Below are 22,991 nucleotides of genomic sequence, written 5' to 3'. Positions count from 1 at the left end.
CCTATGGCTATTGTTATTGAACCCTTCGGGTTCTCTGTTAAAATCCAGAATTAATCTGATGATATATATTTAAAGAATTGCTTACGATTTTTGTGTAGCCTTTCACATCTTCTCCCGTCCATGCTCTGTTCGCCTCGCCATAGCTTCCGAATTTATCGGACATTAGATCATGTTTAGACTCAATTCCGTTTAAGATAAATCTGTATGGATGAAGGGTCACAAAAACTTTTCCGCTTACCGTTTTTTGAGAATCGACTAAAAAAGACTCGATATTTCTCATTACAGGATCTAAGAAAAGTGCTTCGTGAAGCCAGTTTCCGTACCAATCAGACAATTGAGACTTCATCATCTGCTGATATTTTGAAAGCGTATGTTTTTCCAATAAATGGTGTGCTTTGATGATCACAGATGCCGCCGCCGCTTCGAAACCGACTCTTCCTTTAATTCCAACAATCGTATCTCCAACGTGGATATCGCGACCGATTCCGTACGCAGAAGCCAATTCTTCAATTTTTTGAATCGCATATACCGAATGTTCAAAATTTTCTCCGTTTACCGCTACAACTTCACCATTCTTGAACTCAATTTCCAGTTCTGAAGGCTGAGTTTCTTTAATTTGAGATGGAAAAGCTTCTTCCGGAAGATAATTTCTTGAAGTCAACGTTTCTTTTCCGCCAACTGAAGTTCCCCAAAGTCCTTTATTTACAGAATATTGTGCTTTCTGGAATTCCATTTCGTAGCCATGGCTTTTCAAAAACTCAATTTCTTCTTCACGAGATAAAGACATATCACGAATCGGCGTAATAATTTCTACATTTGGGCACATTACCTGAAAAATTAAGTCGAAACGAACCTGGTCATTTCCAGCTCCTGTACTTCCGTGAGCAATGGCATCAGCACCAATTTCAATAGCATATTTTGCAATTTCCTGCGCTTGGATCGTACGTTCAGCACTTACAGATAATGGATATGTATTGTTTTTCAAGACATTTCCAAAGATCAAATATTTTACGCAAGAATTGTAATAATCTTCCTGAGCATCAACGCACCTGTATTCTTTTACCCCAAGATTAAAGGCTTTTTTCTCCAATTCTTTTTCCTCTTCTTTAGAAAAACCTCCGGTATTTACAGTTACTGCATACACCTCATATCCAAGTGTTTCACTCAAATATTTGGCACAGTAAGAGGTATCTAGACCTCCACTAAACGCTAAGATTACTTTCTTGCTCATTTTTATATTGATTTTCGGGTTGATTACTTACAACACCATTTACTTTATTATTTTCAGGAACGAAAAGCATTGCTGTACAAAGGCAGTTTTTACGTTCTTTTTTCATTAAAATTTCATAATTCACACAGTTTTTACAACCGTTCCAAAATTCTTCATCTTGTGTTAATTCAGAATAAATTACAGGTTTGTAGCCTAAATCACTGTTAATTTTCATTACGGCAAGACCTGTTGTCAATCCAAAAACTTTCGCAGTCGGATATTTATCTCTTGATAATTGAAAAACCCTGTTCTTTATCAAAGTTGCCACTCCTCTATTCCTAAAATTGGGAGAAACGATCAACCCTGAGTTGGCCACAAACTGACCATGTGACCAGGTCTCTATATAACAGAAACCCACCCATTCGCCGTTTTCAGTGGCTATTACAGCATTACCATCTGAAATCTTTTTACTTAAATATTCTATGGAACGTTTTGCGATGCCCGTCCCTCGTCGCTGCGCAGAATCATACATTTCCTGCTGTATTTCACTCACATACATTAAATGTTCGCATGAGGAAATTTCTATTTCCATTTATTTATCTGAATTTTTTGGCAAATTTAAAGCATAATAACTTTAAAATCCAAATAAAAAAGATATTATTTTTGTTTAAATAGAATTAACAGGTAAAATTATCTTTACAGGAAAATATAATTTTGCTAATTTATTATATATTTGCTAAAATACTATATATGGAAAGTAATTGCCCCAAATGCAACAGCAATAAAATTGTAAAAAGCGGAATCATCAATGAGAAGCAAAGGTTTCTTTGTAAGGAGTGTAATTATTATTTTACAGTTAAAAAATTAGGCAAAAAAATAGACGATTACTATGTAACAAAAGCACTTCAATTGTATCTTGAAGGTTTAAGTTTTCGTGAAATAGAAAGGATTATCGGAGTTTCACATGTAACAATTAGTTCATGGATCAAGAAATATAATATCACAAGACCACCACATTCTGAATTTCATCCTGTATATAAAATTTTAAAGCAAAATGAATTAATTGAATATATTGCTCAAGAAGAAAATCTTAAAAATTCAGGAATTATTATCACTCAGTTTGCAGATAAATATATGTTGATCAAATGGGAACGTTTTAAAAAATAGGATTTTAGAGTTATGAGTTTTAAGTTATGAATTATGAGTTTTCTAAATTTGAAACAAATTCATTAATAAACTAATAATCAAAATATTAAATTTAAATTATTATTAAAAATTTACAATTAGCAGAACTCATAATTCATAACTTAAAACTAATAGCTATATACTTTCCACTAATATATATTAAATTTTCATAAACAAATTATTAATTACAATTTGGCTTTCACAAAATTAACGCCAAAAAATTGATAATTATGAAGAAAATACTCACATTTATTGGATTAGCTCTAATCAGTAATTCTTTATACTCACAAGGCTCCCCCGATTACGGAAGCGGACTCAAATTAAACCTCAATCCTCAAGGCGACAAATACGTCAGATTTATTCTCTGGGATCAGTTTTGGTTAAGAAATACCCAAATGAACCCTGGAAGTATGGTCGGCGGAGAACCAACAGATAATTCCTGGAGCTTAGGAAACAGACGATTACGTGTTTTAGCATACGCTCAGATTTCCAAAAGATATATGATTCTGGCTCATTTTGGGATTAATAACCAAACATTTATCAACGGAGGCGGTTCAGGAACTTCCGGAACTGGAGGTTATGGGAACGGCAAAAAGCCACAAATGTTTTTTCATGACGCCTGGAACGAATACGCAGTTATTTTACCTGGAGAAGCCGGAAAATTCAGTTTATCTTTAGGTGCGGGACTTCATTATTACATGGGACTTTCCCGTATGACAATGGCTTCTACATTGAATTTCCTTACCGTTGACTCCCCTATTTTCACCTGGCCGTTAATCGACAATTCAGACCAGTTTGCCAGACAATTAGGAATGTTTGCTAAAGGAAAATACGGCAAATTAGAATATCGTTTTAGTTTAAATAAACCTTTTGCAACAGATTTAATTCCTGCAAATGTAACTGATCCCACAAAAGCCGTTGCCGTTGATAATAACGGAAATCCTAATTTTTCAAAAGCAGGTTATGTTGAATATCAATTCCTTGATGAAGAATCAAATACGCTTCCTTTCAAAGTAGGTTCTTATTTGGGAACAAAGAAAGTTTTCAATCTCGGAGCGGGTTTTTATCATCAAAAAGACGGAACAAGAACTTCCGTTAATTCAGCGATAGAAAAACACGACATCACGCTTGTTGCAGTCGATGCTTTCGCAGATATTCCTTTGGGAAATGCTAAAAATAAAATGGCAGTTTCCGCTTATGCAGGCTATTACAACTATCAATTCGGACCAAATTATATCAGAAATTTAGGCATTATGAATATTGCTTCTTCCGATCCCAATTTTATCGGTGATAAAGCCATTGCAGGAGCAGGAAATCTACAACCAACCATCGGAACAGGTAATATTATCTATGCACAGGCTGGTTTACTGTTACCCAATCAGGCAGAAAAACCTAAAGTAAGAATTCAGCCTTTTGCGGCTTACACGCATAAAAGTTTCGATGCTTTAGAAAAATCATCTTCACAATTCGATGTTGGAGCTAACTGGTTTATTGACGGGCATCATGCAAAAATTACCACACAATATTCAACACGACCTGTTTATACGAGCCCGACAGAAAGTCCTTCTTCAAAAGGAGAATTTATTGTGCAATTTCAAATTTATTTATAAAACTATCAAGCTTAATATAATTTAAAACTAATAAAATCTTAACCACAAAAGATACAAAAGCTATTCGTCTATTTAGAAAACAAAGATTTATTACAAAAGAATAAAAATCAAAGATTTTTTTAACTCATGTGCTCTTCCTATGGCGGTTTAATAATAAACTTAAAAATAACTAATGTGTTAATCTTTTGTTTCTTTTGTGGTTAAATTAAAAATAAATTATAAAACTCAATATCAATTTTAACTAACATCAAAATCAAGCAATATGAGCGAAAATCATCATGATACCTACGAAAACATGACCGAAAAGCAGAAAAACCGCACCATTTGGAGCGTGATCACTGCCTCATCCCTCGGTACATTGATAGAATGGTACGACTTCTACATTTTTGGAAGTTTGGCCGTTGTTTTAGCTACGAAATTTTTCCCGTCAGACAATCCAACCGCAGCATTTTTATCTACACTGGCAACTTTTGCTGCCGGATTTGTGGTAAGACCTTTCGGAGCTCTATTCTTCGGAAGATTAGGAGATATTATCGGAAGAAAATATACGTTTTTGGTTACTTTATTAATTATGGGATTTTCAACCTTTCTCATCGGATGTATCCCTAGTTTTGAAACCATTGGATATCTTGCGCCTGTTTTAGTTTTAATTTTAAGATTATTACAAGGTTTGGCTCTAGGCGGAGAATACGGAGGTGCAGCGACTTACGTTGCAGAATATGCCCAACCTCACAGAAGAGGTTATTGGACTTCTTGGATACAAACAACTGCAACAGCAGGACTTTTTATTTCATTAATTGTTATTTTAATTACTAAAAATACCCTTTCTGCAGAAGAATTTGACGGTTGGGGATGGAGAGTTCCTTTCTGGATCTCGATTTTAATGGTGGGCGTTTCTTACGTTATCAGAAAAAACATGAAAGAATCTCCGCTTTTCGCCAAGGCCAAAAGTGAAGGAAAAACTTCAAAAAATCCTTTAAAAGAAAGTTTCGGGAATAAATACAACTTCAAATTTGTCTTACTGGCATTATTCGGAGCTGCAATGGGGCAAGGGGTAATCTGGTACACCGGACAATTTTATGCCATGAGTTTCCTTCAAAAAGTAATGAATGTAGAATCTTCACAGGTCGATTCTCTAATGGCAACCGCCTTATTGATGGGAACCCCCTTCTTCGTATTTTTCGGTTGGCTCTCAGATAAAATCGGAAGAAAAGCTATCATGATGACCGGAATGTTAGTCGCAATTTTAGCTTACAGACCGATTTATGATTCAATGTTTAAAAGTGTAAATCTTGAAACCAAAACCATCGCAGCCAACGGAATTACAGAAAAAAGAACTGCGAAAATTCATAAAGATATTGCTTCGGACAGCCTTGTCACTTTCCATAAAGAAATATTGTATACAGACGGAACTTTAATTAAAAAAGACAGCGTTGTTCATTGGTCGCCAAGCGGTGTTGCGATGAAAGACGGAAAAGCTGAAGAACCAAAAGTATCTCAAACCGTGAAATTAACCGACAATACAAAATGGTATTTAGTGTTTTTGGTATTCATTCAGGTACTATTTGTAACGATGGTTTACGGTCCGATCGCTGCTTTCTTAGTGGAAATGTTCCCGGTGAGAATCCGTTATACATCAATGTCTCTGCCTTATCATATTGGAAATGGAGTGTTTGGAGGACTTCTTCCTGCCGTTGCGACGTATTTAGTAACTGTCGGGAAAGATGCAGGACATCCGACATGGTATCTTCAGGGACTTTGGTATCCGATTGGGGTTGCCGCAGTCTGTCTCATCATCGGAATGATATATCTTAAAAATAAGAACAATAATATTCACGATTAAGCATTGAATCACTCAATTTTTTATTAATTTTAATACTACTAAAATGGACACACTAAAAAAAATATTTGGCGTTATCTGGATCTTAGCCGCTTTGGTGGTGGGATATTTCGGAATAACGGTCATGGGAATCCCAAAAATCACCTCAGGAAAGCAGGAAGATCTGGTATTCGGAATCATTATTCTGTTTGTTTTGATGCCGATTATCTCCGGCGGATTAGCAATTTTCGGCTACTATTCTTTAACAGGAGAATATTCTGACGATAAAGTCTAACCCATAAATCATGAATGATAATTGATAAAGGATGAGTTAAAACACCGTCAATTTATCAATTATCATTTATTAATGATCACCTATGAAGAAAAGGCACGAACAAAAACTGATTATTCTGAGCATCGGACTTCTGATAGCTTTCAGTATCCCTATTTCATTGTTATTCAACAGTGAAAAGGAAGTTTTTGGCTATCCGAGAATTTTGATCTACATATTTGTGATTTGGATGATTTCCATTATTATCTCTTTTGTAATCGTAAAAAAATATGATGAGTAGTTTCGCGTTATTTATCGTTGTTTTGATCTATCTGGCACTTTTGTTCTTAGTCGCTCATTTGGCAGAGAAGAAAAAAAGCAAAGTCTGGATCAACAATCCTTACATCTACGCGCTGTCTTTAGCAGTGTACTGCACGGCTTGGACGTACTATGGAAGCATTGGTGTTGCAGCTACAAGCGGACTCAATTACCTTCCCATTTATATTGGCCCCATCATGGTAATTCCTGCATGGATCTACATTAATACACGAATTGTAAGAATTTCAAGGGTTAATAAAATAAGCAGCCTGGCGGATTTCATTTCATTAAGGTATGGAAATAGCAGAAGTTTCAGTGCAATTATTACAATCGTCTGTCTTTTGGCGATTGTGCCATACATTGGGTTACAGATCAAAGCGATATCAGAAACTTTTCACTTGGTGACAAAAACTGCTATGTCACAAAATATTCTGACGGACAATGCAACCTTTGTTGTTATTTTAATTGCTTTATTTTCATCCTATTACGGAACGAAATATGTTGATGCTTCAGAAAAACGGTTAGGAATTATTTCAGCTATTGCATTGGAAAGCTTTCTAAAATTATTCTTCATTATTATTTTGGGATTATTCGTAATTTATTATGCTTTTGATGGTTTTTCGGACATTTATGAAAAGGCGAGTAAATTTGAAGATTTTAAACAAAAAAATATCTTCAACGGAATTGAAGGCGCAATGAACTGGATGGTTCTTTGTCTGATTTCAGGAACAGCAATCTGTATTCTTCCGAGACAATTTCACACAGCAATTATTGAGAACAGACAGGAAAAACATATCAAAACAGCTATTTGGTTCTTCCCTTTATATTTATTGATTTTCACCATTTTTATCTTCCCAATCGCTTGGGGCGGAAGATTGATTTTTGCCGGGCAAAACGTTAATCCGGAGTTCTACTCTATTTTAATACCGCAACATTTTGATAATACTTTAATTACTGTTTTGGTTTTTCTTGGAGGGTTAAGTTCTTGTATTTCAATGATCATTATTTCGGCAATTACTTTATCCATAATGCTTTCGAATAATTTGATTATTCCTTACGGTTTGTTGGGGAAATTTAAATCAGAAAATGAAATTCAGAATACCAGAAACATTACCAACATCAGGAAATTCAGCATTTTCGCATTGATTATCATGGCGTTTGGCTTTTATAAATATTTTATTTTAAAAACTTCACTGGATTCTGTTGGTTTGATTTCATTTGTCGTGATCGGGCAATTGGCACCCGCATTTTTCGGCGCATTATTCTGGAGAAGAGGAACATATAAAGGCGCAGTTATCGGATTGCTGGCAGGATTAGCAATTTGTTATTTTGGATTAATTATTCCACAATATTATTTCTCCTATAATCAAGAATTAAAGGGAGCTTTGAGAGAAATATATAATGCTTTTGATTTTTTCAGCATCTCTTTTTTAAGTAAAATTCCGCAGATTTTCTTTTGGTCGATGCTTGTAAATACCGCTTTATTTGCCATGATTTCTGTTAGTGTGAAGGGGAATTATCGTGAAAGAAATTTCGCCGAGTTATATGTTGATATTGATAAATACATTCAAAATCACGAAAATGCTTTCATCTGGCGCGGAACAGCTTATGTTTCGGATATTAAAAATATTCTTGAACGATTTTTAGGTAAAAATAAAACGGAGCAGGCTTTGAGAATTTTCAATTTAAAATATAATATTGATTCTCAGACAGAAACAGCCGATTCAAGGTTCATTAAATTTTCGGAAAACCTTTTAGCAGGGAGAATAGGTACTGCTTCCGCAAAAATTTTAATTGAAGGCGTAACCAAAGAAGATAAAATATCTTTAAAGGAAGTTTTAAACATTTTAGAAGAATCTAAAGAAAATATTACTTTAAATAAAAAGCTTACAGAAAAGTCAGAAGAACTGAAACAACTTTCTGATGATCTTAAAAATGCCAACGAAAGTTTAATTATCAAAGACCGTCAAAAAGATGATTTCCTTGATTCTGTAGCACATGAATTGAGAACACCGATCACAGCAATTCGTTCAGCCGGAGAAATTTTAGCAGATGATGACGATATTCCTTTAGACATTAAAAGAGAGTTTTTAAATAATATTATCACAGAATCAGACAGATTAAGTGAAATTATTAATGATATTTTGTATCTGGATAAATTGGAACATGGCGAAATTACATTAAATATCAAGCAAAACAATATTATTGAAACGTATAAAAAAGCTTTAAACCCTCTTATGCACTTAATTCAACAGAAAGATATTCATATAAGTGAAGTCAATCTTCTGAACCAATTTTTATATGAATATGATGAAGCAAGGATGATTCAATTATTTCAGAATATTTTAGGAAATGCTTTAAAATTTACAGACGACCAAGGAACAATACAAACAAAATTATCTGAAAAGGAAAATCAGTTGATCATCACCATTTTCAATACAGGAAAACATATTCCTGAAGAAGATCTGGAAATGATCTTCGATAAATTTTATCAGTCTAAAAATCAAAATATACTAAAACCTACAGGAAGCGGACTTGGATTGGCAATTTCAAAGAAAATAGTTCAAGCTCAAGGCGGAACAATAAGAGCAGAAAACAGCGGATTGGGTGTTACTTTCACGATCACCCTTTCGAAAAAATAAAAGAGATTAAAAATGAAGTTGAACAAAATCAAAACCCAATATGAAAAAGATAATCATTGCAGATGATGAGCACAAAATTTTAATGTCGTTGGAATATAGTTTCAAGAAAAACGGCTACGACGTTTACATTGCAAGAGACGGTACGGAAGTTTTGGAATTTCTAAAAGCGATGATTCCCGATGTAATTTTACTTGATATTATGATGCCCAATCTTGATGGTTACAGCACATTAGACATCATTAAACAAGACAAAAAATTAAAAGATACAAAAGTCATTTTCCTGAGCGCGAAAAACAATCCGAGAGACATTGAAAAAGGTCTGGAAATGGGAGCTGATGCGTTTGTAACGAAACCTTATTCCATCAAAAAACTGATGCAACAGATCGAGGAAATGTTTGAATAGAATTTTACTTAAACACAAATATCACGAATAAATCTCACTAATAACACAATCACCATTTGTGTTCCTTGTGAAAAAATTTGTGTCATTCGTGTTTTAATTCAAAACACAAAAAATTAATATGAATACAGAGAGTTTATTTAAACAAAGCATAGAAGACAAAGAGAATTTCTGGAAGGAACAGGCTCAAGCAATCGACTGGTTTGAATTTCCTACACAAATTCTTTCTAAGGACCAAAATGATTATACCCAATGGTTTTCTGATGGGAAACTCAATATGTGCTATTTATGCATTGATAAACACATTGAAGACGGTTTTGGAGAACAGATTGCGATTATTTACGATTCTCCGGTTACCAACCAAAAAAGACAGTACACTTTCAATCAAGCAAAAGAGGAAATTTCAAAATTGGCGGGAGGTTTAGTTTCTTTAGACTTAACAAAAGGAGATACGGCTGTTATTTATATGCCAATGATTCCGCAGACGCTTTTTGCAATGTTGGCTTGTGCAAGAATCGGAGTCATTCATAATGTCGTTTTTGGAGGTTTTGCACCTCATGAGTTGGTTGTAAGAATCGATGATTGCAAGCCAAAAGCTTTAATTACAGCAACGGCCGGAGTAGAAATCTCCAAGAGAATTCCTTATTTACCATTGGTTGAAAAAGCGATTGAACTCACTCAGGATAAAGTTGAGAACATTATCGTTTACAACAGAAAATTAGTTGAAAATCAACATGAAATGTTCGATGGTTTAATTGACTATGAAGAATTGGTTCAAAAATCAGAGCCTTTAGATTGTGTTTCTGTTGAATCCACTCACCCGCTATATTTGCTGTACACCTCAGGAACTACAGGAAAACCAAAAGGAATTACTCGTGACACAGGAGGTTACGCCACGGCTTTGAAATTTTCCATGAAATATGTTTATGGAATTAAAGAAGGAGACACTTTTTGGGCAGCGTCAGATTTTGGATGGGCAGTTGGTCACAGTTTTTCGGTGTATGGACCTTTAATTAATAGAAATACAACGATTATTTTTGAAGGAAAACCCATCATGACTCCCGATGCAGGAACATTTTGGAGAATAATTTCCGAATATAAAGTTTCTGCGATGTTTACAGCTCCAACAGCGATTCGAGCCATTAAAAAAGAAGATCCGAACGGAGAATTGGTGAAAAAATACGATTTAAGTCATTTCAAAAAACAGTTTTTGGCAGGTGAAAGATGTGATGTTGCCACTCTAGATTGGTTTGAAAAGCATATCGGAGTTCCCGCAATCGATCATTGGTGGCAGACAGAATCCGGATGGCCGATGTTAGGTTTAATGACTTTTGATGAAAACTATAAAATTAAAAGAGCAGCTGCCGGAAAACCAATTCCGGGATATGATATTAAAATTTTCGATGAAAACGGATATGAATTGGATGCTCATCAGGAAGGCTATTTAATTATAAAACTTCCGCTTCCACCAGGTTCATTATTGGGAATATGGAATGATAATGAGAGATTTCAAAGCAATTATTTATCACAATATAAAGGTTATTATTTCTCTGGCGACGGAGCCATAAAAGATGAAGACGGTTATATTTTCATCACAGGGCGGGTTGATGATGTGATCAATGTGGCAGGACATAGACTTTCCACTTCAGAAATGGAAGAAATTGTCTCGTCACATCCCGATGTTGCAGAATGCGCCGTTGTCGGAATTGATGATGATCTGAAAGGTCAGATCCCTTTTGCAACGGTTGTTTTGAAGAATGGTTCAACTATTTCAAAAGAAAATGTAGAAAAAGATATTATAAAATCAGTTCGTGAAAAAATCGGAGCCGTTGCCTGTCTTAAAAATGTAATGATTGTCAAACGTTTGCCCAAAACACGTTCCGGAAAGATTTTAAGAAAGCTCATCAGAACATTATTAGACGGCAAGGAATTTCAGATTCCGTCAACGATTGATGATGAAAAAATCATTGAAGAAATTCAGCAAAAAATCGAGGAATATAGGGCTTAAACAAGAAATTAAGCATACATTTAAAATATAAATAAATTCAAATTTCAAAAACGAAAGGGATATGAGAAATTACTTAATAGAAGATCTTCCGCATTATTTTGAAGAGTATAAAAACTCTATTAAAAATCCTAAAAAATTCTGGGACAAAATTGCAGATCAGAACTTCGTATGGTACCAAAGATGGAGCAAGGTCGTGAAGTATGATATGAATGAAGCAAAAATCGTTTGGTTTAAAAATGCAAAATTAAATATCACTAAAAACTGTATCGACAGGCACTTAAACGAAAGAGGCGAAAAAACCGCCATCATTTGGGAACCCAACGATCCAAAAGAAGCAGCGCAACATATTTCTTACAACGAATTATACACTCGCGTCAACAAAACAGCCAATATTCTTAGAGATATGGGCATCGAAAAAGGTGACAGAGTTTGCATCTACCTTCCGATGATCCCTGAATTAGCAGTTACAATGTTGGCTTGTGCAAAATTAGGCGCGGTACATTCTGTAATTTTCGCAGGGTTTTCGGCAGCCGCAGTTGCGTCAAGAATTAATGATTGTGAAGCCAAAATGATTATCACATCAGACGGAAGTTACAGAGGAAGCAAGGTTTTAGATTTAAAAAGTATTGTTGATGAAGCGTTGGAAAAAACGCCAACAATTGAATCTGTTTTAGTCGTAAAAAGAACCCACAACGAGATCAAAATGAAAGAAGGCCGAGATCATTGGATAGCTGACCTTTATGAAAAAGCTTCTCCGGATTTCGTAACTGTAATTATGGATGCAGAAGATCCGCTTTTTATTCTATACACCTCCGGATCAACAGGAAAACCAAAAGGAATGCTTCATACCTGCGCTGGATACATGGTTTACACTGCCTATACTTTTAAAAATATTTTTAATTATCAGGAAAATGATATTTATTGGTGTACCGCAGATATTGGCTGGATCACGGGACATTCATATATCCTTTACGGACCGCTTTGTAATGGAGCTACAACCGTAATTTTTGAAGGTGTACCAACTTATCCTGAGCCCGACCGTTTCTGGGAAGTTATTGAAAAACATAAAATTACGCAATTTTACACTGCTCCAACCGCCATTCGTTCATTAGCGAAAGAAAGTGCTGAATGGGTTGATAAACATGATTTGAGTTCATTAAAAGTAATCGGATCCGTTGGAGAACCGATCAATGATGAAGCTTGGCACTGGTTTAATGATCATGTTGGAAGAAAAAAATGTCCAATCGTTGATACTTGGTGGCAGACAGAAACAGGTGGAATTATGATTTCACCGCTTCCTTTCATTACTCCAACAAAACCTACGTACGCTACTCTACCTCTTCCTGGTATTCAACCGGTTTTGATGGATGATAAACGCAACGAAATTACAGGAAATCAGGTTACAGGAAATCTTTGTATCCGTTTTCCATGGCCGGGAATTGCAAGAACAATTTGGGGTGACCACCAAAGGTATAAAGAAACCTATTTCACTGCTTTTCCTGGAAAATATTTCACCGGCGATGGCGCATTGAGAGATGAAGTTGGATATTACAGAATTACAGGTCGTGTGGATGATGTAATTATTGTTTCAGGGCATAATTTAGGGACAGCTCCAATTGAGGACAGCATCAATCAGCACCCTGCCGTTGCGGAATCTGCGATCGTTGGCTATCCTCACGACATCAAAGGAAATGCTTTGTACGGCTATGTAGTTTTAAAGGAAACGGGAGAAAGTCGACAAAGAGAAAATTTGAAAAAAGAGATCAATCAATTAATTTCAGATCAAATTGGTCCGATTGCAAAACTGGATAAAATACAATTCGTTTCCGGGCTTCCTAAAACCCGTTCAGGAAAGATTATGCGTAGAATTTTGAGAAAAATTGCGGAAGGTGATTTTAATAGCTTTGGAGATATTTCAACTCTCTTAAATCCTGAAATTGTAGAGGAAATTAAGAACGAAAAAATAGATTAATTTTTAATTATTAAGATGTAATACTTTAAATAAAACTTTAATTTACAAGACAAATATCAACAAGAACGGGCTTTAGCCCGTTTTTTTTTAAGAATCCCATCGATCGACTTTAGTCAAAACCATGAATTATAAATTAACAAAAAATCAAACACGCATTCAATAGACATTCTCATAAATTTTAACAATATTTTATAGATAAAATAATATAAACTTAATTTTATTAAAATTAATGCAACGTATTTGAAAATTTATTATTATCTTTAAAGTACAAATTTAAAACTACTGCTTATGTCAAATATATTAGCTGGGTTATTTGAACATCACAGCGATTACAAGAAACTCGAAACTGATCTTGAAAGCTCGGGATTCGGAAGTTCAGATTACATTGTATATCTTGATGATACACACCATTACTCTCAGTATATGACAAGTGTTTCTGTAAAAGATAAGGATCAAGCAGACAATGCAAAAAGCATTTTTAATCAAAATTCTGTAGTAAAAACTTACTTATTTGAAAATGTAAGTATAGAACAGGCAGATTATAACAATATCAAAAGGCTCATTGATGCCAGAAACAGAGCAGAAATACATAATAGTCCCAATGTTAAAATAAAAACTTCAAACAGTGGTATGGACTCTGAAGTCAAATTCTAATATCAAAATTAATTACTAATAACCGAAAATCCGTAGAACGTTCTGCGGATTTTTTTATGCTTTGAAAAGTGGAAAAATTTTCGTATTTTCGTTTAAATATAGGCTTTTACACAAATGAGTTACGACTTAGAACAGGAAAACAAAGAGATTCTTGCAAGATATAAGGATCTGATTTCGAACACCTACAGAACTTTGGATGAGGAAAATAATAAACTCATCCGAAAGGCATTTGATATAGCATTAGATGCCCACAAGGATCAAAGGAGGAAATCCGGCGAACCTTATATCTACCACCCCATTGCCGTTGCGAAAATTGTAGCGACAGAAATTGGTTTGGGAGCAACTTCCATTGCCTGTGCTTTATTGCACGATGTAATTGAAGATTCAGACTACACTTACGAAGATCTCAAAAAGATATTTGGAGAAAAAATAGCCAACATCGTGAATGGATTAACCAAAATATCCATCATGAATCATCAGAATATCTCCGTACAATCTGAAAACTACAGAAAGCTTTTGCTGACTTTATCCGAAGATTTCAGGGTTATTTTGATCAAAATTGCCGACCGACTTCACAATATGAGAACATTGGAAAGCATGGCACCGGACAAACAGAAGAAAATTGCTTCTGAAACGGTCTATATTTATGCTCCGATGGCGCACCGTTTAGGTTTGTATAACATTAAATCTGAACTTGAAGATTTATCTTTAAAATACAATAATCCCGAAGTTTTTAACGAAATCACGGAAAAATTAGAGCTGGCCAAAGAAAACCGCGAAAGATATATTGATGAATTTAAAAAAGAAGCTTCTGAGAGATTACAGGAAGAAGGATTAAATTTCACCATAAAAGGCCGTGCAAAAGCAATTTCTTCCATTTACAGAAAAATGCTCAAACAAGGCGTTTCTTTCGAGGAAGTATTTGATAATTATGCGATTAGGATTATTTATAAATCTGATGCTAAAAACGAAAAATTCTTAGCCTGGAAAATTTATTCTATTGTAACAGACGTTTATCACAGTAATCCTTCACGAATGCGTGACTGGATCACCCAGCCCCGTTCTACAGGTTATGAAAGTTTGCATTTAACTGTTCTTGGTCCGGATAAAAAATGGATCGAAGTTCAAATTCGTTCCGAAAGAATGGACGAAATTGCAGAAAAGGGGGTTGCGGCGCATTACAAATACAAAGAAGGCTACAAACAAAGTTCTGATGACAAGAATTTTGAAAGATGGGTAGCGGAAATCCGTGATGTTCTTGAACAACAGCAGGATCTTTCCACTTCTGAGCTTTTAGATAATATTAAACTCAATTTATATTCAAAAGAAGTTTTTGTTTTCACGCCAAAAGGTGAAATTAAGATCTTACCAACGAATGCAACGGCTTTAGACTTTGCATTTTCAGTTCACTCTGATCTGGGAATGAAATGTTTAGGCGCAAAAATCAATGGAAAATTAGTTCCGATTTCTTACGTTCTTCAAAACGGAGATCAGGTTGACATTCTTTCTTCTCAGAATCAAAAACCAAAATTTGACTGGCTGGAATTTGTTGTTACATCAAAAGCCAAATCCAAGATCAAAGGCTATCTGAATTCTCAAAAAAATCAATTGGTTGAAGAAGGAAAAGAGATTTTACAGAGAAAACTCCGTCATGCAAAAATTAATTTTAATGATGAAGAAATCAATAAACTTCAAAAATTCTTCAACTTAAAAACATCTCAGGAATTATTCCTTAAATTCCAGACTAACGAGTTGGATGCAAGTAGTTTAAGAAAATACATAGAAAGTAAAAATGTATTTAATAATTTACTTTCGAGATTCAGAAAATCTCCAACAAAAAATACGGCTTACATAGAGCCGAAAGAGGTAAATCTCGACATGATCGTCTTTGGAAAAGATGAAGAAAAATTGAATTATACCTATGCAAAATGCTGTACGGTAATTCCGGGAGATAAGATTTTCGGATTTATCACGATCTCGGAAGGGATCAAAGTTCATAGTGACAACTGTCCGAACGCCATCAACCTTAGGGCTCAATACGATTACAGAGTAATTCCTGCGAAGTGGGTAAATGCCGAAAGCTTCCAAAACAGAGTGAAAATTGAAATTGAAGGCCTTGACAGAATGGGTATGATCAACGATATTACTGCAGTAATAAGTGGCTCTATGGGAATGGATATGAAAAGTATGTCTATTGAGTCCAACAACGGAATTTTTACAGGAAATATCAACCTTGAGGTTAAAAACAAGAACCAACTTGAAGAAACATTCAAAAAACTTAAAGATATTAACGGAGTTTCAAGAGTGAGACGATTACAATCATAACATGAATTTATCTATATATTTTAAAAAATTTTTCAATAGCAGTCAGTCATCAGGAATTATACTCATTTTTTGTGTATTAATTTCTTTATTGATCGCTAATTCTTCGTTGGCTGAAAACTTTCAGAGATTTTTAGATAATGAGATAGGAGTTAATCTTTTTCATTTAAAATATCCTGTCAGCATTTGGATCAATGATGGATTGATGGCGGTTTTCTTCCTATTGGTAGGCCTTGAAATCAAAAGAGAAATGATGGAAGGCGAACTTTCATCTTTTAAAAATGCTTCACTCCCAATTTTCGCAGCTATCGGAGGAATGGCAATTCCGGCGGCGATCTACACTATTTTTAATGTGGGAACTCCTTACGCAAATGGCTGGGGAATTCCGATGGCAACGGATATTGCTTTTTCTTTAGCAATCATTTCGATGTTGGGGAGTAAAATTCCAAATTCTATTAAAATATTTCTTGCCGCTTTAGCAATTGTTGATGATTTGGGGGCTATTTTAGTGATCGCTATTTTTTATACAGAACAAATTCACTGGACATATTTACTTCTATCTTTTGGAGTAACTGCTTTATTATTTTTATTAAATTTTTTAAAGGTTACAAAAATAATTTTCTACATTATTCCGGGACTCTTTTTGTGGTATTTCCTTCACCATTCAGGAATTCATGCGACAATTGCGGGAGTTTTATTAGCATTTTCGATTCCAACAAATGCTTCTAATGTAGAAATTTCTCCTTTAGAAAAGTTAGAACACACATTACATTTTCCGGTGAGCTTTCTTATCATGCCGATATTTGCTTTAACCAATACCAATATTACTTTTAATAATGGGATGATCGAAGGTCTTACAAGCACATTAGGTTTAGGGATAATTGGCGGTTTGGTTGTAGGAAAATTGATCGGAATTAATTTATTCTCCTTTATTGCTATAAAATTCAAGCTAAGTTCACTTCCTCAAAACAGCTCATGGACGCAAATGATAGGCGTCGGCTTCTTAGCAGGAATTGGTTTTACGATGTCAATTTTCATTGCACTTCTTTCCTTCAAAGAAGAAATTAAAATTCAGGATGAAGCTAAATTTGCTATTTTGATTGCTTCTTTTCTGGCTGCCGTTTTAGGGTATGTAATTTTAAATTTAGGATCTAAAAAGAAGGAAGTTATAGAGAATTAATTTTTTGAAACAGACCAAGTTCCGCTTAAATTACCCATTTTCCATGTTCCCGATTTACTTTCTAAATTTCCATATAAAGTAAATCCTGAGGAGGATGTTGGTGTACTGTTGAGAGATGAACCTATAAGTCCTGAATAAAAAGTCTCTTGGTGACCTTGGGAAACTTTTGTTCCTTCTATTGATCCACTTTTAGTAACATTTAAAACTAACGTACCGCTTAGATCTCCCGAGTAACTTCCACTCCATTTCCCCATATAAGGAGAGGTGTAGTTTTCTTCATTTTTATCTCGTTCAATTTCATCAAGAACATGTTGTGACATTAAAAAACTGATAATAAAGAAAATAGGATCATGAAATACTTAATTGTTACTTTCATCAATTTATAATTTACTGTTTTTACTTCCCATCACTTTTTAAATTAGGCCCAGTATTATTTGAATAATATCCTGGCTCTTCTTTTTTAAGCTCATCAGACAACAACTTCTCCACTCTTAGTTTTCTGAGCGCCATGTTAAGTTCATTTCCAAACAAAAGAAGATAAACGTTTACATTTACCCAGACCATCAACAAAATCATACTTCCGATCGATCCATACAAAACATTATATCTTGCAATATTTTTAACATATAGTGCGAAAAAATAGGTTGTAATGACAAACAGAATAGTTGTTAAAATTGCACCCGGAACTGCCTGTCTGAATCTTGCAATTTTTACAGTACCCAACCAGTAAAACATGGTCAAAAGAATAAAATAAAACAAAGGAAACGAGACAAATCCGATAATGCTGGAGAGATTTTTCACCAACCACGAGATATTATCAACAGGAGCAAATAATTTCACTACAACTTCCACATAATAAACCCCAAAAAGAGCCAGAAAAACAATCGTAATAAAGCCAATGGTAATAAAAAATGAGAGGATAAATTCTTTTACATCCGTTAATTTTTCATCAGAATTTTCATTAAATCCATTGATCAGAGAAAAGGTACCGTTTGTTGCAAAAACCAAAGCCAAAACAATTGTTAAATTACTGATTCCCTTCATATTAGGAATAATATTGTTTTCGATATAACCTCTCACATCATTTTCCATATTGGATGGAAAAACATTGTGGATCAGAACCTCAAAAATATAAAACTGAAGTTTGTCATAATGTGGCATATACGGCAAAACCGACAATAAGAAAAGTAAAAACGGAAATAAACTTATCGTAAAACTCCAGGAAATTGATGCCGCTTTTCGTCCAATTTTTCCTTTAAAGATACCCGTAATGTAGATTTGAAACATCTCCCAAAGCGAAATTCCCAATACAGGAATGTGTATATCATCAAAGAATTTCTGAATTTTTAGAATGAAGCTGGGAATTTTAAGATTCATAAAGTATATTTGCGCTTAGCAAATATAAGAAATGCGTATCAATTTACTCTGCATTGGCAAAACGGATGATAAAGAAATCACTTCTTTGATCAATTATTACCTTACTCGCCTTCCCAAACACTGGAATTTTGAAATTATTGAAATTCCGGATGTAAAAAATGCCAAAAACCTTTCTCCAGATCTTTTGAAAAAAGAAGAAGCAAAGCTATTCTCTAATCATATCGATAAAAATGATCTGGTTGTGATTTTAGATGAAAAAGGAAAACAATTCACAAGCAGAGAGTTTTCTCAAAAAATAGACACCTGGATGAATTCTTCAGTGAAAAAAATTCATATTTTAATTGGTGGGGCTTATGGTTTTTCAGAAGAAATATACACCAGAGCCAATGAAAAAATGTCATTATCTAAAATGACATTTACGCACCAGATGATCCGGTTATTTATTGTTGAACAACTGTATCGTGCAGACCAAATTTTACAGGGAAAACCTTATCATAACGATTAAATTTCAGATATTTAATTAAATATTAAACTTTTAAACCAATCTGTCTTTTTGCTTCACCCACCACAAAAGCTACAGAATTGGCAATATTAAAACTTCGGATTAAATTTGACATCGGGATCGTTAAATGATTATCAAAACGAGATAAAACATCTTTACTCAACCCCATGCTTTCTTTTCCGAAGACAAGCCAGTCACCATCCTGAAAATCAGTTTCCAAATAGGATTTCTCAGCATGAGAACTCATCAAAAAAACACGCGATTTATCCGGAATTTGCTGAATCCATTCATCAACATCTGCATATTCTGAAACATCAAGATGAACCCAATAATCTAAACCTGAACGTTTCAGGTTTTTATCATTAATTATAAATCCAAAGGGATGAATTAAGTGCAATCTACTTTCTGTACCCACACATAATCGTCCGATATTTCCTGTATTATTCGGTATTTCAGGTTCTACGAGAACAATGTTTAACATATTTATTTTTTACTGGTTTTTCAGAGAAAACCTTCACAATGATTTAAATTATTTTGCAGGCGTTACACATTTAGCATAATAATCTGCAAGAAGACCTTTTTCGTAACCTAAACTTACCGCTTTATCCAAAGTAGTACAAGCTTCTTTTGGTTTTGCAGCATCAAACAAGATCAAAGCTTTTGTAACGTAAGATTGAGAGAATTTTGGGTCTATTGAAATAGCTTTGTTAACATCAACAAGCGCTTCTTTCGATTTTTTCATTTTAAGATAAACATCCGCTCTTCCGTTGTATAAAAGAGATTCGGGCTTTTCGGAAATTAACTGATTATAATCTTTTAAAGCACCTTCCAGATCTCCACTATTCTTTTTAAGATTGGCTAATCCGGTTTTAGCGTAAATATTATCAGCTGCAAAACTTAAAATCTGGTTTAAATCTTTTGAAGCAAGATCTTTCTTTCCCTGACTTTCATAGATTTTAGAACGTGTTAAATACATATCAACATTTTCAGGCTCTATCTGAAGACCTTTATCGATGTATTCCAGAGCTTTTGCTTTGCTTCCTCTTTGGCTGTTTAATGAAGCCAAATTAGCATACACAGAAGCGGATACAGGATTTGCTCTCAATGCAGCTTCATAGGATTTAAAAGCCAATGCAGTCTTTCCTAATCTTCTCTGTGAAGTTCCTAAATAGTTATAATAATCAGATTGAAATTTCTGAATCTGTTCTTTTTCAGCGAGTTTAGAATACTGCTCTTCTGCACATTTGTAGTCTGCTTTTTTAAAGCATTCTTCGGCCATTTTAGCATCTTGAGCGTAAAAATTTAATGAGGAAAAGGCTAATGCCAGAATTAATAAATGTTTTTTCATGAGGTTATATTTTGTTTATTGATTACTTTTTTGGCAAGTGCACCAAATATCACTCCCAATAAAAGTCCAACAAACGCCCCCACCAAAATATCTATCGGGAAATGCACACCTAAATAAATTCGGCTGTATGCTACAACCACAGCCCACACAAATATAGCATAAGGAAACCAATTGAGCTTCTTTTTCAATAAAATACTTAAATAAGTTGCCAAAAAGAAAGTATTGGAAGCATGTGCAGAATAAAATCCGAACTGTCCGCCACATTTCACGATTCTCATGTGATGCTCTAAAGTAGGATCATGACAAGGTCTTAATCTAGCCACACCGTACTTGAAAATACTGGCCAACTGATCAGAAACCGTAGCTCCTATTGCAATAAATAAAAGGATAAAAACTAAAGACCTTAGTTTGTAATTTTTGTATAAAAAATAAAGAAATATAATGTAAAGCGGAACCCAGATCCAAGTGCTGGAAATCAACATCCAAAACTGATCAAAAGAAGAATCTCCCAAATTATTGAGAAACAAAAAGACCTTCTTATCTTCCTGAATAATTTCTTCCATGGATTATCTGCTTACTGGCCCTTCATGAGTTTCATCATCGGCAGGCTTTAGCTTAGGCGTTTCATTAGATTCGGTTTGATTCGGTAAAAAGTCTTTTTCCATATCTTTCATAGGATTATACTCTTTAGCAGCATCTTTTACCTTCTCTATTTCACGCTTAATCTCAGAAACAGGATTATCTGTTTCCTTCATTATTTCAGTTTTGATATCTTCCACTGCGCCACGCATTTTTCTTATGCCCGAGCCTAAGTCACGCGCTATCGAAGGAAGTTTATCCGGTCCGAATAATACAACAATCGCAACTGCGATCAATGCCATTTCTCCAAAGCTTAATTCCATAATACAAAATTACAAAAGTTTATAGATATCTGACAAAGTTATATTATATTTTAAACAAATTTTAATTTTTCAGTACGTGAGGTTCGAAATTAATGTTGATGTAAATTTGATGAATACCTATTCTATTTTTAATTTGAAGTTTTTTTTAATTAAATAAAATTCTTAACAATTCTTTTTTTCATGACTAAATTATCGTGTACGCATTCTTTCTTAGCACTTTATAATATTTAACAAATAATTAATTCCAATCAAAGAGAATTATATTACAATTTTAAGTAAATTTATTACACACAAAACATTTAAATATTTTATTATGAAAAAACTACTAACTACATGTAAGGTTTTTGCCGTTTTAGCGGTATTAACGCTTACCAGTTGTCAGGACGAAAACAATCAGGTCTTGCAGGAAAATCCATCAGAAAAAGTGAGTCTTTCTGATCTAAAAAGGGAAATTATACCATCATCACAGGTAATTCCTGAGGCTGTTCAAATTCAACTTGATGAATCGAAAAAGAACATTGAAAAGTATCTTAAGAATGACCTAAAGATTGAAGGAATTGCTGTTTTGGGCAAGTTATCTACTGAAAAAGGAGTTTCTCTTTCACAAAATTTAATTTCTCAAAAGGACAATTTTGTTGCAGCAGGAAATATTTTAGATCCGGAATCTGTAAAGATCGGGAAATTAGAAAACTTAAATTCAGGTGAAGATTTATCGATCGCTCAAAAAGGATTAAAAGAAATGGCAGTTGAAGAAATTAAAGCAAACGCAAACGTGCTTGAGATCAGCTGGAATCATAAAGGAGAGAAATTCTCAACATTATGTTATTATAATGATTCGGGAATTATCTGGGACAATATTCTTGGCGGATTGGTCATGATGGACAAAAGAGGAAACTCTGAGGTTTCAAATGACGCAGCATCAAAAGTATCTTCAAAATGGTACAAACAATGGTGGACTGCAAATTGGCTTTGGGGATCTAAAAGAGGTGAAATCGGATATCAAATTACCATTTACTATACAGGATCATCTGTTTCAAATGTGGATGTAAGCGATTGGGGAAACATCAGTTTAGGAAAAGCAAAAAGCGAAAGTAAAGTACTTAAAAAAACAGGAGCTTACGGACAATGCAGATACGCTCTTGGACTTTGTACTCCTACGGGTTCTTTAAGCTTTAATTCAAGTAATTTTTCGGTATCATTCTCAGGATTGGGAAGCAACATCGTAAGCAACGGAACAAAATCACTTTATCCATAGTTACTAAATTCTTTCA

Annotated in this window: 22 protein-coding genes; 14 read left to right on the top strand and 8 right to left on the bottom strand. The window is 34.3% G+C overall.

The features are described from left to right. Positions 1 to 37: 37 nt before the first annotated feature. Positions 38 to 1,231 carry an argininosuccinate synthase gene (gene argG, locus EG348_RS15990; RefSeq protein ID WP_123983987.1) on the bottom strand — a complete coding sequence of 398 codons (1,194 nt, stop codon included), beginning with the start codon at positions 1,229 to 1,231 and terminating at the stop codon, positions 38 to 40. Next, complete coding sequence (locus EG348_RS15985; protein ID WP_228414761.1) at positions 1,203 to 1,802, bottom strand: GNAT family N-acetyltransferase; 600 nt, start codon at positions 1,800 to 1,802, stop codon at positions 1,203 to 1,205. Before EG348_RS15985 ends, argG begins: the two co-directional genes overlap by 29 nt. 158 nt (positions 1,803 to 1,960) lie before the next feature. On the opposite strand from EG348_RS15985, the gene EG348_RS15980 reads away from it, so the two are divergent. From EG348_RS15980 to nhaA, 12 genes are all read left to right on the top strand, one after another. Beyond that, positions 1,961 to 2,377, top strand: a complete 417-nt coding sequence (locus tag EG348_RS15980) for a terminase gpP N-terminus-related DNA-binding protein (protein ID WP_123983986.1) — start codon at positions 1,961 to 1,963, stop codon at positions 2,375 to 2,377. Between the two features lie 248 nt (positions 2,378 to 2,625). Then, a complete protein-coding gene (locus EG348_RS15975) occupies positions 2,626 to 4,005 on the top strand; it encodes a porin (RefSeq protein WP_123983985.1) in 1,380 nt (459 codons plus the stop codon). Between the two features lie 262 nt (positions 4,006 to 4,267). Continuing rightward, positions 4,268 to 5,848, top strand: a complete 1,581-nt coding sequence (locus EG348_RS15970) for an MFS transporter (protein WP_123983984.1) — start codon at positions 4,268 to 4,270, stop codon at positions 5,846 to 5,848. Between the two features lie 43 nt (positions 5,849 to 5,891). Then, positions 5,892 to 6,119: a DUF6814 family protein gene (locus tag EG348_RS15965; RefSeq protein ID WP_123983983.1), complete on the top strand. Its 228-nt coding sequence runs from the start codon at positions 5,892 to 5,894 to the stop codon at positions 6,117 to 6,119. Between the two features lie 82 nt (positions 6,120 to 6,201). Beyond that, positions 6,202 to 6,396, top strand: a complete 195-nt coding sequence (locus EG348_RS15960; RefSeq protein ID WP_123983982.1) for a hypothetical protein — start codon at positions 6,202 to 6,204, stop codon at positions 6,394 to 6,396. Then, positions 6,386 to 9,055 (top strand): ATP-binding protein, encoded by a 2,670-nt coding sequence (locus EG348_RS15955; protein WP_123983981.1) that lies wholly within the window; start codon positions 6,386 to 6,388, stop codon positions 9,053 to 9,055. The genes EG348_RS15960 and EG348_RS15955 overlap by 11 nt, the downstream gene beginning before the upstream one ends. A 40-nt stretch (positions 9,056 to 9,095) precedes the next feature. Next, complete coding sequence (locus EG348_RS15950) at positions 9,096 to 9,458, top strand: response regulator transcription factor (RefSeq protein ID WP_123983980.1); 363 nt, start codon at positions 9,096 to 9,098, stop codon at positions 9,456 to 9,458. A gap of 118 nt (positions 9,459 to 9,576) precedes the next feature. Continuing rightward, positions 9,577 to 11,463 (top strand): AMP-binding protein, encoded by a 1,887-nt coding sequence (locus EG348_RS15945; protein WP_123983979.1) that lies wholly within the window; start codon positions 9,577 to 9,579, stop codon positions 11,461 to 11,463. A gap of 61 nt (positions 11,464 to 11,524) precedes the next feature. Next, positions 11,525 to 13,435, top strand: a complete 1,911-nt coding sequence (gene acs, locus EG348_RS15940; protein WP_123983978.1) for an acetate--CoA ligase — start codon at positions 11,525 to 11,527, stop codon at positions 13,433 to 13,435. Positions 13,436 to 13,723: 288 nt separating this feature from the next. Next, positions 13,724 to 14,089, top strand: a complete 366-nt coding sequence (locus EG348_RS15935; protein ID WP_123983977.1) for a hypothetical protein — start codon at positions 13,724 to 13,726, stop codon at positions 14,087 to 14,089. Positions 14,090 to 14,203: 114 nt separating this feature from the next. Then, positions 14,204 to 16,414 carry a RelA/SpoT family protein gene (locus EG348_RS15930; protein ID WP_123983976.1) on the top strand — a complete coding sequence of 737 codons (2,211 nt, stop codon included), beginning with the start codon at positions 14,204 to 14,206 and terminating at the stop codon, positions 16,412 to 16,414. A 1-nt stretch (position 16,415) separates the two neighbouring features. Continuing rightward, positions 16,416 to 17,591 (top strand): Na+/H+ antiporter NhaA, encoded by a 1,176-nt coding sequence (nhaA, locus tag EG348_RS15925; protein WP_123983975.1) that lies wholly within the window; start codon positions 16,416 to 16,418, stop codon positions 17,589 to 17,591. Here the strand turns inward: nhaA and EG348_RS15920 are convergent. After that, positions 17,588 to 17,911 (bottom strand): hypothetical protein, encoded by a 324-nt coding sequence (locus EG348_RS15920; RefSeq protein ID WP_123983974.1) that lies wholly within the window; start codon positions 17,909 to 17,911, stop codon positions 17,588 to 17,590. The genes nhaA and EG348_RS15920 overlap by 4 nt on opposite strands. A 76-nt stretch (positions 17,912 to 17,987) precedes the next feature. Then, complete coding sequence (locus tag EG348_RS15915; RefSeq protein ID WP_123983973.1) at positions 17,988 to 18,968, bottom strand: YihY/virulence factor BrkB family protein; 981 nt, start codon at positions 18,966 to 18,968, stop codon at positions 17,988 to 17,990. A 31-nt stretch (positions 18,969 to 18,999) separates the two neighbouring features. Between EG348_RS15915 and EG348_RS15910 the strand changes: the two genes are divergently transcribed. Next, positions 19,000 to 19,473, top strand: coding sequence for a 23S rRNA (pseudouridine(1915)-N(3))-methyltransferase RlmH (locus EG348_RS15910; RefSeq protein ID WP_123983972.1), 474 nt, complete (start codon positions 19,000 to 19,002; stop codon positions 19,471 to 19,473). 22 nt (positions 19,474 to 19,495) lie between these two features. Here EG348_RS15910 and EG348_RS15905 read toward each other — a convergent pair whose 3' ends face one another. The 4 genes from EG348_RS15905 to EG348_RS15890 are packed head-to-tail and all read right to left on the bottom strand — an operon-like array spanning position 19,496 to position 21,720. Next, complete coding sequence (locus tag EG348_RS15905; protein ID WP_123983971.1) at positions 19,496 to 19,951, bottom strand: tRNA (cytidine(34)-2'-O)-methyltransferase; 456 nt, start codon at positions 19,949 to 19,951, stop codon at positions 19,496 to 19,498. A 48-nt stretch (positions 19,952 to 19,999) separates the two neighbouring features. Next, complete coding sequence (locus EG348_RS15900; protein WP_123983970.1) at positions 20,000 to 20,818, bottom strand: tetratricopeptide repeat protein; 819 nt, start codon at positions 20,816 to 20,818, stop codon at positions 20,000 to 20,002. Continuing rightward, on the bottom strand, positions 20,815 to 21,381 hold the full coding sequence (locus EG348_RS15895; protein ID WP_123983969.1) for a phosphatase PAP2 family protein: 567 nt from the start codon (positions 21,379 to 21,381) through the stop codon (positions 20,815 to 20,817). The genes EG348_RS15900 and EG348_RS15895 overlap by 4 nt, the downstream gene beginning before the upstream one ends. Before the next feature lie 3 nt (positions 21,382 to 21,384). Beyond that, positions 21,385 to 21,720, bottom strand: a complete 336-nt coding sequence (locus EG348_RS15890) for a twin-arginine translocase TatA/TatE family subunit (RefSeq protein ID WP_123983968.1) — start codon at positions 21,718 to 21,720, stop codon at positions 21,385 to 21,387. Between the two features lie 313 nt (positions 21,721 to 22,033). Here EG348_RS15890 and EG348_RS15885 point away from each other — a divergent pair, with 313 nt between their 5' ends. Beyond that, positions 22,034 to 22,975, top strand: coding sequence for a hypothetical protein (locus EG348_RS15885; protein WP_123983967.1), 942 nt, complete (start codon positions 22,034 to 22,036; stop codon positions 22,973 to 22,975). Positions 22,976 to 22,991 lie beyond the last annotated feature (16 nt).

The organism is Chryseobacterium sp. G0201, assembly GCF_003815655.1.
In the GTDB taxonomy this organism is placed as follows: Bacteria; Bacteroidota; Bacteroidia; order Flavobacteriales; family Weeksellaceae; genus Chryseobacterium.
This window is presented reverse-complemented; position numbering and strand designations above follow the sequence as displayed.